Genomic DNA, 12,960 nt, shown 5'->3' on the forward strand with positions numbered 1-12,960 from the left:
AGGACACTACTCCCTGTTTTATGTCCTGTCAACCGGAAATATCACACCTTTCCCTATTGCGGCTCTCCAGAATGAAACAAAAAAAACAAGAGGCTCCGGTCCAGGCCAGCAGTGGCTCTTGTTTCCTGTGTCAGCTGTCTTTGCGCATATCCTCCAGCAGCGAGATCGCATCGACCAGATGATTGTCAAAAATCTCTCTGGCCACCGCCAGCAGATCTTTGATCAACGGGTCGCGCAACGTGTAGGTGACGGTGGTGCCCTCCTTCATGCCGTAAACGACATTCTTGCCGCGCAGTACGGCCAGCTGCTGAGACACAGCGGAACCTTCCGATCCGAGAATGCTCTGCAGCTCATTGACGTTTTTATCTCCTTCGCTCAGCAGCTCCAGAATGCGGATCCGCATCGGATGTGCCAGCGCTTTGAAAAAATCAGCCTTAAACTGCTGTACGCTCTGATTCATGCCCTGTGCTCCTTCAGTCGATCGCCGCGCTGCCCCTATCATAACATAGACAGCGCGTCAGCTTCACTCCAGACTGGACAAGCCCCTCTGTTCTTTCGCCATCCTAAGGCATATTCTTATTTCATAAGGATATGATCGGTCATGTCCGCTGCTGACCGAATAAAGAAGGGGGATGCCGCCATGAGGATGACCATCGGTCTGTTTGCCCATGTGGACGCGGGCAAGACGACGTTTGCGGAGCAGCTGCTTTACCATGCGGGCAGCATCCGGTCGCGCGGACGGGTCGACCATAAGGACGCCTATCTGGACAGCCACGAGATCGAACGCGCGCGGGGCATTACGGTGTTTGCCGATCAAGCGCAGCTGTCGTACAAGGGCTCGGCCTATGATCTGATCGACACGCCCGGACACGTCGACTTCTCGCCGGAGATGGAGCGGGCCGTCCTGGCGATGGACTACGCGATCGTCATCGTCAGCGCGGCGGAGGGAGTCCAGGGACATACGGAGACGGTATGGCAGCTGCTGCGCAAGCACCGGGTTCCGACGTTCTTTTTCATCAACAAGACGGATCGCGTCGGCGCCGACGCGGAAGCGACGCTGGACGAGATCCGCCTGCATCTGACGCCGGACGCAGTACCGGTCATGGACAGCTTTGCGCACGGCATCGTCGGAGAGCCGCTGCGGGAGCGGATGGCCGAGCGGGACGAGGCGCTGCTGGAGGCGTACCTGGAAGGCCGGGACGACCCGGCCTACTGGCTGGAGGCTCTGCGCGGACTCGTCCGCGAAGGAAGGCTGTTCCCGTGCGCGAGCGGCTCCGCGCTGCAGGATATCGGCGTAACCGAATTTCTGGAGCTGCTGCACGGCTTGACGACCGCTGCCTATGACAAGGAGGCGCCGTTCGCCGGACGCGTGACCAAGATCCGTCATGATCCAAGCGGCGTGCGGCTGACCTTCATCAAGCTGCTGGCCGGCACGCTGCGGGTCCGGGACGAGCTGGCCTACGAGAGCGGCGGCAAGCGGCAGGAGGAGAAGGTGACGCGCCTGCTGGCGTTCAACGGGAGCCGGTCGCATGCGCTTGAGCAGGCGGAGGCGGGCGAGCTGATCGCCGTGACCGGACTGTCCGCCGTCGAGGCCGGCCAAGGACTCGGCGCTTGCAGGGACGAGCCGGCCTACGAGATGGCGCCGACGCTGATGACGAAGGTTGCGTTCCCGGAGACGCTTCACGTCAAGGACGTGCTGAGCGCGTTTCGGATGCTGAATGCGGAGGACCCGTCGCTGAACGTCGTCTGGGAGGAGAGCCTGCAGGAGATTCATGTGCATGTGATGGGCCTCATTCAACTGGAGGTGCTGGGGCATGTGGTGCGGGAGCGGTTCGGGATGGACGTCTCGTTCGGCAGCCCGGAAATTCTGTACAAGGAGACGATCCGCGCCGCGGTCACCGGATACGGGCATTTCGAGCCGCTTCGGCATTATGCGGAAGTGCATCTGCGGCTCGAGCCGGGCGAGCGGGGCAGCGGAATCGCGTTCGCGAGCGTCTGCCATCCGAACGAATTCAGCGTCGGCAACCAGAACCTCGTGAAGACGCATCTCTACGAGCGGGAGCATCGCGGCCTGCTGACGGGCATGCCGGTCGCCGACCTCAAGATTACGCTGCTGCGGGCCGCCGCGCACAAGGAATATACGCATGGGGGCGACTTCCGCGAGGCCGCCTTCCGCGCGCTCAGGCAGGGGCTGGAAAAGGCCGACAACGTGCTGCTGGAGCCTTTTTACACCTTCAAGATCAAGGTCGGCTTGGACGAGCTGGGACGGGTGCTGTCCGATATCCAGCGCGCCAGCGGGCAGTTCGATCCGCCGCAGACGACGGACGCGCATGCGGTCGTCACGGGCCGGGCGCCGGTGGCGACATTTCTGAACTATGCGGCGGAGCTGGCCTCGTTCACGCATGGGCGGGGCGCCATCCGCTGCGTATTCGGAGGCTACGACGAGTGCCACAATACGCCGGAGGTGATCCAGCGGAAAGGGTATCGCAAGGACGCGGACCCGCTGTATACGTCCTCCTCGATCTTTTGCGCCAAAGGCAGCGGGTACGCCGTGCCTTGGGACGAGGCGGAGGCGAAGATGCATCTGCTTTGATCGTCGTAAAACAGCCCAAAAGGCTGCAGCTCATTCGAGCTGCGGCTATTTGGGCTTCCATCGTCCGAGAGACGATACGGCGTGCTTGCCGCTGCCGGCGGCTGCAAAGGACAAGCAAACCCATTTATTAGTTGCAATAGCATTCTAACTAAGATAAACTCCAATTAGTTGCAATAGCATCATATCTGGAGGGGAAGGGGAATTGCCATGAGCGAGCCCTGGGCGCTCAAAAGCAAGGACAGCTCGGAATCGCATGGCCCTTATATCTCGGCGATCTACCGTCACATGCAGGTGCTGATCTCCGCCGAGCTGGCGCCGCATCGCATCGGCAGCGGCCAGTACATGTTCCTCATGGCGATCGCGCAGCAGGAGCCGTTGACGCAAAAGGCCTTGAGCGAGAAGCTGCTGGTCGACAAGACGACGACGGCCAAGGCGATCGCCAAGCTCGAGGCGGAAGGGTATGTCCGAAGGGAAGCGGATCCTGCGGATCAGCGCTTTCAGCTGCTTTATTTGACGGAGGCGGGACGAGAGGTCGCGCCCCAGGTTCAGGAAGCGCTGAACCGCGTTCGCAGCAAGACCGCCGAAGGCATCGACGAAGCGGAGTACGCCACGTTCATCCGTCTGCTGAAGACGGTGCTCGGCAACTTGACCGGGCTGTAGAGGCGAAGGTCCGCCTGCTGAAGAACCTGGCTTTTTCAAACCAAGGAGGAGGATGACGATGCTGGCTGCAGCTCCGTTTGTCGTCGTGGAGAATTGCGCGGAGGAAATCCGATTTTATCAAGGCGTCTTTGGAGGAGAGGTCGAGATTCTGCGAAGGCAGGGGGAGACGGTCCTGAACGCGGATCTGCACGTAGATGGAGTCGCCCTCAAGTTCGCCGACGTTCAAGCGGCGAAGCCGGTGCAGAAGGGCGACTATGTCCGGATCTTCCTCAAGCTCGGCACGGAGGAGGAGTTCCGCCGCGTCTATGGAGCCCTCGCTTCCGGCGGGGCGATCGTCACGGAGCTGTACGAGGCTCCGTTCAACGGCCTGCTGGCCATCGTCTCCGACCGGAACGGGGTCTGTTGGGTGCTGTCCTTTTATCGTGCATGACGAAAAAAACCGCTCCCCGGGTCGAGAGGAGCGATCAGGCTCCCCTCTGCCGAGAAACGGTTCTTATTAGTTGCGGATCAGATAGTCGAACGCGCCGAGCGCCGCGGTCGCGCCCGAGCCCATCGAGATGATGATCTGCTTGAACGGGCTGTTCGTGCAGTCGCCTGCCGCGAACACGCCGGGCAGCGACGTCGCGCCGCGCGCGTCGACGATGATCTCGCCCATCCGGTTGCGCTCCACCGCGCCTCCGAGCCATTCGGTGTTCGGCACGAGGCCGATCTGCACGAATACGCCCTGCAGCTCGATGTGGCGGTCCTCGCCGGTCTCGCGGTCGGTGAACGTGATTCCGCTGAGCTTGTCCGTGCCGGTGAATTCCTTGGTCGCGACATTCGTGATGACCGTGACGTTCGGAAGCGAGTACAGGCGGTCCTGCAGCACGGAGTCGGCCTTGAGCTCGGTGTTGAACTCCAGCACGGTCACATGCTTCACGATGCCGGCCAGGTCGATCGCCGCTTCGACGCCGGAGTTGCCTCCGCCGATGACCGCGACATCCTTGCCGGCGAACAGAGGTCCGTCACAGTGCGGGCAGTACGCCACGCCCTTGTTCTTGAACTCGGCTTCGCCCGGCACGCCGACGTTGCGCCAGCGCGCTCCGGTCGACAGGATGACCGTCTTGCTGCGCAGCACGGCGCCGTTCTCGAGCTCGACCTCGACATAATCCTTCTTCTCCAGGCGGACCGCCCGTTGAAGCTTCATGATGTCGACGTTGTACTCCTTCACATGCTCCTCGAGGCTCGCGGCCAGCTTCGGACCTTCGGTGTACTTCGTGCTGATGAAGTTCTCGATGCCGACCGTGTCCATGATCTGGCCGCCGAAGCGCTCGGCGACGATGCCGGTGCGGATGCCTTTGCGGGCCGCATAGATCGCGGAGCTTGCGCCGGCCGGGCCGCCGCCGACGACGAGCACGTCGAACGGCTCCTTGCCGTTGAATTCCTCCGCGCTCGGAGCTTCGACGATCTTGGCCAGAATCTCCTCGATCGACATCCGGCCGCCGCCGAACGCCTCGCCGTTCAGGTAGACGGACGGCACGGCCATGACGCCGCGCTCCTCCGCTTCATCCTTGAACGCCGCGCCGTCGATCATCGTATGCGAGATGCCCGGATTGAGCACGCTCATGACGTTGAGGGCTTGGACGACATCCGGACAGTTGTGGCAGCTCAGGCTGACGAACGTCTCGAACTTGTACTCGCCCTTGATGCCCTTGATCAGATCGATGACGCTCTGGTCGACCTTCGGCGCGCGGCCGCTGACTTGCAGCAGCGCCAGCACGAAGGACGTGAATTCATGGCCGAGCGGGATGCCGGCAAAGACGATTCCCGTATCCTCGCCCGGGCGGTTCACGCTGAAGCTCGGCGTGCGCGGCAGCTCCGCTTTTTCCACCCGGATGCGGGGGCTCATGGCGACGATCTCGTCCATCAGGCCGAGCATGTCCTGCGACACCGCGTCGGTGCCCGCGCTGACCTGGATATGCACGTCGCCTTCCATGAGTCCCATGTATTGGGCTAGCTGTGCCTTGATATCTCCGTCAAGTACCATTGGAAATGCCCCTTAGATCTTGCCTACGAGGTCAAGGCTAGGCTTCAGCGTCGTGCCGCCTTCTTGCCATTTCGCAGGGCAGACTTCGCCTGGATTGTTGCGCACGTATTGAGCGGCTTTGATCTTGTTGACGAGCGCGCTCGCGTCGCGGCCGATGCCGCCGGCATTGATCTCGACCGTCTGGATGACGCCGTCCGGATCGATGATGAACGTGCCTCGGTCGGCCAGGCCGTCCGCTTCGATCAGCACGTCGAAGTTGCGGGAGATCGTGTGCGTCGGATCGCCGATCATGATGTACGTGATCTTGCCGATCGTCTCGGAGCTGTCATGCCAAGCCTTGTGCGTGAAGTGCGTGTCGGTCGAGACGGAATATACTTCCACGCCGAGCGATTTCAGCGTTTCATATTGGTCTTGCAGGTCGCCGAGCTCGGTCGGGCATACGAAGGTGAAGTCGGCCGGGTAGAAGCAGACGACGCTCCATTTGCCTTTGAAGTTCTGCTCCGTTACGTCGATGAAATTGCCGTTCTGGTACGCTTTCGCGCTAAAAGGTTTTACTTCAGTTCCGATCAGGGACATGATATGGTTCCTCCTTGGAGTTTTTTTATAATGATTACAATCTAATATTAATTTTGTTGAGAATGACTGTCAAGTAGACATCCCTCGCTTCCTCGAAAAATCATCGCATTCCGCCGCCAATTGTGGCCGGCTCGACACGCTTTTGGTCATCTTTCCCGGTTGCGGGGCCTCCGATTCACTCTTTCATTCCTTCCGACAATCGAATGAACTTAATGAACGAACGCACGGAATGGGGCACGTAATTGTCCCTCGGCCAGATGACGTCCAGCTGCCAGGGAATGACGGGATCGTCCAGCTGCACGAAGCGGATGCGCGGGTCAGTGATCTTGCTGCAGATGACGTCGGGCACGATCGAGATGCCGACGCCGGCCGCGACCATCTCCGCCATGAGGTCCCACTGGGAGCTGGAATGAAGGATCTGCGGCTCGTAGCCGGCCGCCTGGCAGGCGCGCAGCACGAGCTGCCGCACGGCGAAGCCGTACGAGAACAGGATGAACGGCTCCTGCTCAAGCTCCCGGATCGACGCGGCTTCCCGGCCGGCGAGCGGATGCGCCTCGTGCACGAGCAGCGCGAGCCGCTGCCGGATGAACGGCACGGAGTGGAACGCCTGCGCGTTCACAGGGCCGACGACGACCCCGATATCGAGCTCCCCGCTCAGCAGCAGCGACTCGATCTTCTTCGCGCCCTCCTCGGTCACCTGGAAGCTCACATTGGGGAATTCCCGTTGAAAGGGAGGAATGACGCGGGGGAAAAAGACGGAGCCGATGACGGGAGGCAGGCCGATCGCGATGCTGCCCGTCTTGAGCTCCGCGACGTCGTCCATGGCGGTGTGCAGATCCTGCACGGCGCGCAGCACGGCGGGGATCTGGCGGATGGCGGCGGCGCCGGAGTCCGTCAGCTTGAGCTGCTTGCCGGAGCGGTCGAACACCGGGGCGCCGAGCTCGTCCTCCACCGAGCGGACGATCTTGCTGAGCGTCGGCTGGGACAGATGGAGCGTCTCGGCCGCTTTGGTCATGTTCTGCTGCTTGGCGATCTCCAGCAGGTAGGAAAGATGTCTAAGTTCCAAGCCGAATAGCTCCATTCATAGAATTATGGAATGGCAATGATTCGATGTCTGAATTTTACCTTTTCGCCGAGCAGGTTGTAAACTGAGACGGAACGAAATGAAAGCGTTTTACAACCCGAGGCAGAGGAGCCATGTCTATGTTCCTAGAAGTTTTCGCCATCCTGCTCGCGCTTGGCCTGCTCATGCTTTTCGCCTATCGAGGGTTCCCGGTCATCGTATTCGCGCCGATCTTCACGCTGCTGGCCGTCGTCATCTCGGGCAAGGCGCTGCTGCCGAGCTACACCGAGGTGTACATGACCAACGCGGCCAGCTACATCAAGACGTATTTCCCGGTCTTCCTGCTCGGCGCGATCTTCGGCAAGGCGATGGAGCTGAGCGGAGCGGCCTCGTCGATCGCCCACGCGATCGTGAGATCGCTCGGCAGCAAGCGGGCGATGCTGGCGGTCGTCCTCGCCTGCGCCGTGCTGACGTACGGCGGCGTCTCGCTGTTCGTCGTCGCTTTTGCCGTGTATCCGTTCGCGGCGGCCATCTTCCGGGAAGGCAACATCCCGAAACGGCTCATCCCCGGCACGATCGCGCTCGGCGCGTTCACGTTCACGATGGACGCGCTGCCCGGCACGCCGCAGATCCAGAACATCATCCCGACCGCCTACTTCGGGACGGACGCCTATGCGGCTCCGGTCGTCGGCATCATCGGCGGCGCGCTCATCTTCGCGGCCGGCCTGTACTGGCTGGAGCGCCGCCGCAAGCAGGCCGAGCTCGCCGGCGAGGGCTACGGCGACAACCACAAGAACGAGCCCGAGGCGGCGGAGGAGACGAACTATCCGAAGCTGTGGCTGGCGCTGCTGCCGCTGGCGCTCGTGCTGGTGCTGAACTTCCTGCTGAGCCGCGGCGCGCTGACCGTCACGACGTGGTATGACGAGGAGCTGCTCCAGTCGTTCAACATCGCGAACGTCAAGTCCGTCTCCTCGATCTGGGCGCTCATCATCGCGCTGACGGTCGGCGTCATCGCCGCGCTTTGCATCAACGTCCGCCAGGTGAAGGGCAAGCTCGCCGCCGGCCTGACGGCAGGCGCGATGGGCGCGCTGCTGGCGATCTTCAACACCGCCTCCGAGGTCGGCTTCGGCAACGTCGTCAAGACGCTGCCCGGCTTCCAGGCGATCCAGAACGGCATCCACAGCATGAACGGGGCGCCGCTGCTGTCGGAAGCCGTCTCGGTCAACCTGCTCGCCGGCATCACCGGCTCCGCCTCCGGCGGCCTGTCGATCGCGCTGGAGGTCATGAGCAAGACGTATCTCGATGCGGCGAACGCGATGGGCATCAGCCCCGAGCTGCTGCACCGGATCGCCTCGATGGCGTCCGGAGGCATGGACACGCTGCCGCATAACGGCGCCGTTATCACGCTGCTCGCGATTACCGGCCTGACGCATCGCCAGTCGTACAAGGACATTTTCGCCATCACGATCATCAAGACGGTCGTCGTATTCGCGCTCGCCGCGGTGCTGACCGTCATCGTCTAGAACGCTTCATCGCATCAGAGGAATGGAGGCCTGAATCCATATGCAGCCGGAGATGAAAGGAAGGGTCGCGCTCGTCACGGGCGCGGCCAGCGGCATCGGACTCGAGATTGCCCGCAAGCTGTCGGCGGAGGGAGCGGCGGTCGTGCTGACCGACATCCGCGGGGAGGCGGCGGAGCAGGCGGCCGCCTCGCTCCAGGACGTAGGCGGAGAGTGCCTCGGCCTCGCCTGCGACGTCACCGACGAAGGCCAGTACGCGCAGGCGATCGCCCGCGCGGAGGCGGCCTACGGCCGGCTGGACATCCTCGTCAACAACGCCGGCCTGCAGCATGTCGCTCCGATCGAGGAATTCCCCGTGGAGAAATTCGACTTCATGCTGCGGGTCATGCTGACGGGGGCGTTCATCGGCATCAAGCATGCGTTCCCGATCATGAAGCGCCAGCAGTACGGCCGCATCCTCAACATGGCGTCGATCAACGGCGTCATCGGCTTCGCCGGCAAAGCGGCCTACAACAGCGCCAAGCACGGCCTGATCGGCCTGACCAAGGTGGCGGCGCTCGAGGGCGCGGCCCACAACATCACGGTGAACGCGCTCTGCCCGGGCTACGTCGACACGCCGCTCGTGCGCGGGCAGCTCGAGGACCTGTCCCGCACGCGCGGCGTTCCGCTGGAGCGGGTGCTGGAGGACGTGCTGTACTCGCTCATTCCGCAGAAGCGGCTGCTCTCCGTGGAGGAGATCGCCGACTTCGCCTCGCTCATCGCCGGGGACCGGATGCGCGGCGTCACCGGCGCGACGCTGCTGATCGACGGCGGCTACACCGCGCAGTAGAGCGGGAGGGCCGGGGCGCGACAACAGAAAGGATGGAACTTATGAGCAAGACATGGGCTTCGGCTGCGGACGCCGTGCGCGATATCCCGGACGGATCGACGCTGATCGTCGGCGGATTCGGCCTATGCGGCATCCCCGAGACGCTCATCCAGGCGCTGGTCGAGCAGGGGACGAGCGGCCTCACGGCCGTCAGCAACAACTGCGGCGTCGACGACTGGGGGCTCGGGCTGCTGCTGCGGACGAAGCAGATCCGCAAGATGGTCTCCTCCTATGTCGGGGAGAACAAGACGTTCGAGAGCCAGTACCTGAGCGGGGAGCTGGAGGTCGAGCTCGTCCCGCAAGGGACGCTCGCGGAGCGCATCCGCGCCGGAGGGGCGGGCATCCCCGGCTTCTACACGCCGACCGGCGTCGGCACGGTCGTCGCGGACGGCAAGGAGCAGAAGGAATTCGACGGCCGGACCTACCTGCTCGAACGAGGCATCGTCGGCGACTTCGCCCTCGTCAAGGCGTGGAAGGCGGATACGCTCGGCAACCTCGTCTACCGCAAGACGTCGCGCAACTTCAATCCGCTCGCGGCAGCCGCGGGCCGGATCACGATCGCGGAGGCCGAGGAGATCGTGCCGGCAGGCGCGCTCGATCCGGACGAGATCCATACGCCGGGCGTCTACGTGCAGCGGGTTGTCCAGGGCTTCGGCTATGAGAAGCGGATCGAGCGCTTGACCGTGCGCGGCGCAGGCGTCCAAGTCCAAGGGAGGGAAGGCCGATGAGCGGCAGCCGAAGCGCGATCGTCATGCGGGCGGTGCAGGAGATTCAGGACGGCATGGTCGTCAATCTCGGCATCGGCATGCCGACGCTGGTCGCCAACCATATTCCGGCCCGCATGCAGGTGCTGCTGCAGTCGGAGAACGGGCTGCTCGGCATCGGGCCGTACCCGCTGGAGGGCGAGGCCGATCCCGACCTCATCAACGCGGGCAAGGAGACGGTGACGGCCGTTCCGGGCGCGTCCTATTTCGACAGCGCGGAGTCGTTCGCGATGATTCGGGGCGGCCACGTCGAGCTCGCGATCCTCGGCGGCATGGAGGTGTCGGAGCAGGGCGACCTCGCCAACTGGATGATCCCCGGCAAGATGGTCAAGGGCATGGGCGGCGCGATGGATCTCGTGCACGGAGCGCGGCGCGTCGTCGTCGTCATGGAGCATATGAGCAAGCACGGAGAGTCCAAGGTCAAGGCCGCCTGCACGCTGCCGCTGACCGGGCAGCGGGTCGTCGACCGGCTCATCACGGACTTGGCCGTATTCGACTTCACCGAGCAGGGAATGGTGCTCGTGGAGCTGCAGGAGGGCGCGACGCTGGAGCAGGTGCGGGACCATACCGAGGCCCGCTACGCGGTCGCAGCGGAATTGGAGAGGGGGAGAGCGTGATGTCGAGCTTGCATGAAGCGGTCATCGTCAGCGCCGTCCGCACGCCGATCGGCAGCTTTCAGGGGGCGCTCGCCGAGGTGCCGGCGCCCGAGCTGGGCGCGGCGGCGATCCGGGAGGCGCTCGCCCGGGCGGGCGTCGGCCAGGAGCAGGTGGACGAGGTCATCCTCGGCCATGTGCTGCAAGCGGGAGTGGGACAAAATCCGGCTCGCCAGGCGTGGCTGAAAAACGGCTATTCGTCCTCGGTGCCGGCGGCGGCCGTCAACAAGGTGTGCGGCTCCGGCCTCAAGGCCGTCATGCTGGCCGCGCAGGCGATCCGGATCGGCGACGCCGAGATCGTCGTGGCCGGCGGCATGGAATCGATGAGCCAGTCTCCCTACCTGCTGCCCGGCGGGCGGACCGGCCTGCGCCTCGGCGACGCCAAGCTCGTCGACTCGATGATCCGGGACGGGCTCTGGTGCGCGATGGGCGACATCCATATGGGGGAGACGGCCGAGAACATCGCGGACAAGTACGGCATCGGCCGCCAGGAGCAGGACGAGTTCGCGGCATGGAGCCAGCAAAAGGCCGAGGCGGCGATCGCGGCCGGCCGCTTCGCCGAGGAGATCGTGCCGGTGGCCGTCCCTCGCCGCAAGGGCGAGCCGCTGTCGGTCGGCGCCGACGAGCATCCGCGCGCCGGCACGACGGCGGAGTCGCTCGGCCGGCTGCGCCCGGCGTTCCGCGCGGGCGGCACTGTCACGGCCGGCAACGCGTCCGGCCTGAACGACGGCGCGGCCGCGCTCGTCGTCATGTCGGCGGAGCGGGCGGCCGCGCTCGGCCTGAAGCCGCTCGCCGCCATTCGCGGCTACGCGAGCGCGGCGCTCGACCCGGCCTTCATGGGGCTCGGCCCCGTGCACGCGACGCGCCGGCTGCTGGAGCGGACGGGAGTGTCGATGGGCGACATCGACTTGTTCGAGATGAACGAGGCGTTCGCGGCGCAGGCGATCGCCGTCGGCCGCGAGCTCGAGCTGCCGCCGGAGAAGCTCAACGTGAACGGCGGCGCCATCGCGCTCGGGCATCCGATCGGCGCGAGCGGCGCCCGCATCCTCGTCACGCTGCTGCATGAGCTGCGCCGCCGCGAGGGCCGGCTTGGCCTCGCCTCGCTCTGCATCGGCGGCGGGCAAGGCGTCTCCATGCTGGTGGAGGCGCTGTAGGCTCTGCTCCGCAGCGAACGCTTGTCGATGAGAAGGTCAGCACAGAGGTCTGTGACGGCTGCCTAGGGGGCAGCTGGCGCAGGCCTTTTGGCTGTCCCTGCTTGACGAGTCGCCGGCATGTTCAAATCGCGCCTTTCCCGCTATGCTTAACCTTTAAGGAGGGGGAGGAAAATGGAAAAGTCAGCGTTCTACGGCAGGTGGGCCTGTCAGAAGATGATTGAGTCGGCTTCGTCGAACCTATGGGACGGCCACTGGGCGTGCGCGGTGCTCTCCATGGCCCGGCTGCTGGACGAGCAGCTTCTGCCCGGGGGTCTGGAGCCTTTGGTCCGCCGCAACCTCGATCAGATCGTCGAGGAGAAGAGGAACCAAGGCATCTATGACGAGGAAGGGGAGCCGAAGATCGGCTTTCGGCCGGAGCTGCTGCGCCTGTTGATTCGAAATGGCGGCAAAGACAACTCGCTTGGCCACGATGCCATCTATGCGTCCTACATGCTCGACTTGATCGAGCGCTCCGGCATTCCGGCGACGCAAGAGCTGTTCGACGCGATGGCGACGATGCTGCAGGGCTTTGCCGACTCCGGTCCCGGTTATGTCACGATCAACGGCATCCATACGATCGTTCAACCCGGCGAGGTGCCGGAAGCGGAGAATCAGCCTGAGCTTGCTCCATCATCCGTGCTGGAGCTGTTCCATGCTTTCTCCAGACCGGAACGGATGGAGAGAGGAGACATGCAGCTCGGCCATCTGCTCACGCACGGACATGCCGTCGTGGAGCTGAAGCGGGCCTTGCGTGCCGAGGCTCTGGAGGAGCACGGGCCGGTTCTGGAGCAGTCTTTCTTCAAAAGAACAGCTCTGTTGGCTTACGCGAATGCGCTCGAAAAGGAAGAGACGGAATTCGCTTCAAACGCCGCGGCCGGCGCGCGTAATCCGCTGGAGCCGTCTTATTGGGAAGAAGCCCTTGCGGACAGCCGGCATGGGCATTACGGCAAGTACGCTTACAGCTACCTCAGGCTCTGCCGCTTGGCCGGATTCCGCCCGGAGAATTTCCAGTCGTTCAGCCGGATCCTGCCGCCGCTGGCATGA

13 protein-coding genes are annotated in these 12,960 nt (G+C 63.7%); 9 read left to right on the top strand and 4 right to left on the bottom strand.

Features of this window, described 5'->3' with window-relative positions; all coding sequences use genetic code 11:
- Window positions 1-130 precede the first annotated feature (130 nt).
- Window positions 131-460, bottom strand: a complete 330-nt coding sequence (locus tag B8V81_RS10180) for an ArsR/SmtB family transcription factor (RefSeq protein WP_101808305.1) — start codon at window positions 458-460, stop codon at window positions 131-133.
- A 180-nt stretch (window positions 461-640) separates the two neighbouring features.
- On the opposite strand from B8V81_RS10180, the gene B8V81_RS10185 reads away from it, so the two are divergent.
- The 3 genes from B8V81_RS10185 to B8V81_RS10195 all read left to right on the top strand — a co-directional run bounded on the left by B8V81_RS10185 (window position 641) and on the right by B8V81_RS10195 (window position 3,683).
- Window positions 641-2,593, top strand: coding sequence for an elongation factor G (locus tag B8V81_RS10185; RefSeq protein ID WP_028600708.1), 1,953 nt, complete (start codon window positions 641-643; stop codon window positions 2,591-2,593).
- Window positions 2,594-2,800: 207 nt separating this feature from the next.
- Entirely contained in the window at window positions 2,801-3,253 is a 453-nt protein-coding gene (locus B8V81_RS10190) for a MarR family winged helix-turn-helix transcriptional regulator (protein WP_101808306.1), read from the top strand.
- A gap of 58 nt (window positions 3,254-3,311) precedes the next feature.
- Window positions 3,312-3,683, top strand: a complete 372-nt coding sequence (locus B8V81_RS10195; RefSeq protein ID WP_228551218.1) for a VOC family protein — start codon at window positions 3,312-3,314, stop codon at window positions 3,681-3,683.
- A 66-nt stretch (window positions 3,684-3,749) separates the two neighbouring features.
- On the opposite strand, the gene ahpF is transcribed toward B8V81_RS10195, so the two are convergent.
- From ahpF to B8V81_RS10210, 3 genes are all read right to left on the bottom strand, one after another.
- On the bottom strand, window positions 3,750-5,279 hold the full coding sequence (ahpF, locus tag B8V81_RS10200; RefSeq protein WP_028600705.1) for an alkyl hydroperoxide reductase subunit F: 1,530 nt from the start codon (window positions 5,277-5,279) through the stop codon (window positions 3,750-3,752).
- A 12-nt stretch (window positions 5,280-5,291) separates the two neighbouring features.
- Window positions 5,292-5,855, bottom strand: coding sequence for an alkyl hydroperoxide reductase subunit C (gene ahpC / locus B8V81_RS10205; protein ID WP_028600704.1), 564 nt, complete (start codon window positions 5,853-5,855; stop codon window positions 5,292-5,294).
- Between the two features lie 175 nt (window positions 5,856-6,030).
- Complete coding sequence (locus B8V81_RS10210) at window positions 6,031-6,921, bottom strand: LysR family transcriptional regulator (RefSeq protein WP_028600703.1); 891 nt, start codon at window positions 6,919-6,921, stop codon at window positions 6,031-6,033.
- Between the two features lie 137 nt (window positions 6,922-7,058).
- Between B8V81_RS10210 and B8V81_RS10215 the strand changes: the two genes are divergently transcribed.
- The 6 genes from B8V81_RS10215 (at window position 7,059) to B8V81_RS10240 (ending at window position 12,960) form a co-directional block, all read left to right on the top strand.
- Window positions 7,059-8,441, top strand: coding sequence for a GntP family permease (locus tag B8V81_RS10215; RefSeq protein ID WP_028600702.1), 1,383 nt, complete (start codon window positions 7,059-7,061; stop codon window positions 8,439-8,441).
- 40 nt (window positions 8,442-8,481) lie between these two features.
- Complete coding sequence (locus B8V81_RS10220; protein ID WP_028600701.1) at window positions 8,482-9,267, top strand: 3-hydroxybutyrate dehydrogenase; 786 nt, start codon at window positions 8,482-8,484, stop codon at window positions 9,265-9,267.
- Window positions 9,268-9,308: 41 nt separating this feature from the next.
- Entirely contained in the window at window positions 9,309-10,034 is a 726-nt protein-coding gene (locus B8V81_RS10225) for a CoA transferase subunit A (RefSeq protein WP_028600700.1), read from the top strand.
- Window positions 10,031-10,687 (top strand): 3-oxoacid CoA-transferase subunit B, encoded by a 657-nt coding sequence (locus tag B8V81_RS10230; RefSeq protein WP_028600699.1) that lies wholly within the window; start codon window positions 10,031-10,033, stop codon window positions 10,685-10,687. Before B8V81_RS10225 ends, B8V81_RS10230 begins: the two co-directional genes overlap by 4 nt.
- The gene (locus B8V81_RS10235; RefSeq protein ID WP_101808307.1) at window positions 10,687-11,877 is read left to right on the top strand and encodes an acetyl-CoA C-acetyltransferase; all 1,191 of its coding nucleotides are present in this window, start codon (window positions 10,687-10,689) and stop codon (window positions 11,875-11,877) included. Before B8V81_RS10230 ends, B8V81_RS10235 begins: the two co-directional genes overlap by 1 nt.
- A gap of 171 nt (window positions 11,878-12,048) precedes the next feature.
- On the top strand, window positions 12,049-12,960 hold the full coding sequence (locus tag B8V81_RS10240) for a hypothetical protein (RefSeq protein WP_101808308.1): 912 nt from the start codon (window positions 12,049-12,051) through the stop codon (window positions 12,958-12,960).

Source organism: Paenibacillus pasadenensis (assembly GCF_002864175.1).
In the GTDB taxonomy this organism is placed as follows: domain Bacteria; phylum Bacillota; class Bacilli; order Paenibacillales; family Paenibacillaceae; genus Paenibacillus_O; species Paenibacillus_O pasadenensis.

Bases quoted from the DNA above. Each gene is read 5' to 3' on its own strand.
- B8V81_RS10180 (WP_101808305.1), bottom strand. From the start codon at position 460: ATGAATCAGAGCGTACAGCAGTTTAAGGCTGATTTTTTCAAAGCGCTG.
- B8V81_RS10185 (WP_028600708.1), top strand. From the start codon at position 641: ATGAGGATGACCATCGGTCTGTTTGCCCATGTGGACGCGGGCAAGACG.
- B8V81_RS10190 (WP_101808306.1), top strand. From the start codon at position 2,801: ATGAGCGAGCCCTGGGCGCTCAAAAGCAAGGACAGCTCGGAATCGCAT.
- B8V81_RS10195 (WP_228551218.1), top strand. From the start codon at position 3,312: ATGCTGGCTGCAGCTCCGTTTGTCGTCGTGGAGAATTGCGCGGAGGAA.
- ahpF (WP_028600705.1), bottom strand. From the start codon at position 5,279: ATGGTACTTGACGGAGATATCAAGGCACAGCTAGCCCAATACATGGGA.
- ahpC (WP_028600704.1), bottom strand. From the start codon at position 5,855: ATGTCCCTGATCGGAACTGAAGTAAAACCTTTTAGCGCGAAAGCGTAC.
- B8V81_RS10215 (WP_028600702.1), top strand. From the start codon at position 7,059: ATGTTCCTAGAAGTTTTCGCCATCCTGCTCGCGCTTGGCCTGCTCATG.
- B8V81_RS10220 (WP_028600701.1), top strand. From the start codon at position 8,482: ATGCAGCCGGAGATGAAAGGAAGGGTCGCGCTCGTCACGGGCGCGGCC.
- B8V81_RS10225 (WP_028600700.1), top strand. From the start codon at position 9,309: ATGAGCAAGACATGGGCTTCGGCTGCGGACGCCGTGCGCGATATCCCG.
- B8V81_RS10230 (WP_028600699.1), top strand. From the start codon at position 10,031: ATGAGCGGCAGCCGAAGCGCGATCGTCATGCGGGCGGTGCAGGAGATT.
- B8V81_RS10235 (WP_101808307.1), top strand. From the start codon at position 10,687: ATGTCGAGCTTGCATGAAGCGGTCATCGTCAGCGCCGTCCGCACGCCG.
- B8V81_RS10240 (WP_101808308.1), top strand. From the start codon at position 12,049: ATGGAAAAGTCAGCGTTCTACGGCAGGTGGGCCTGTCAGAAGATGATT.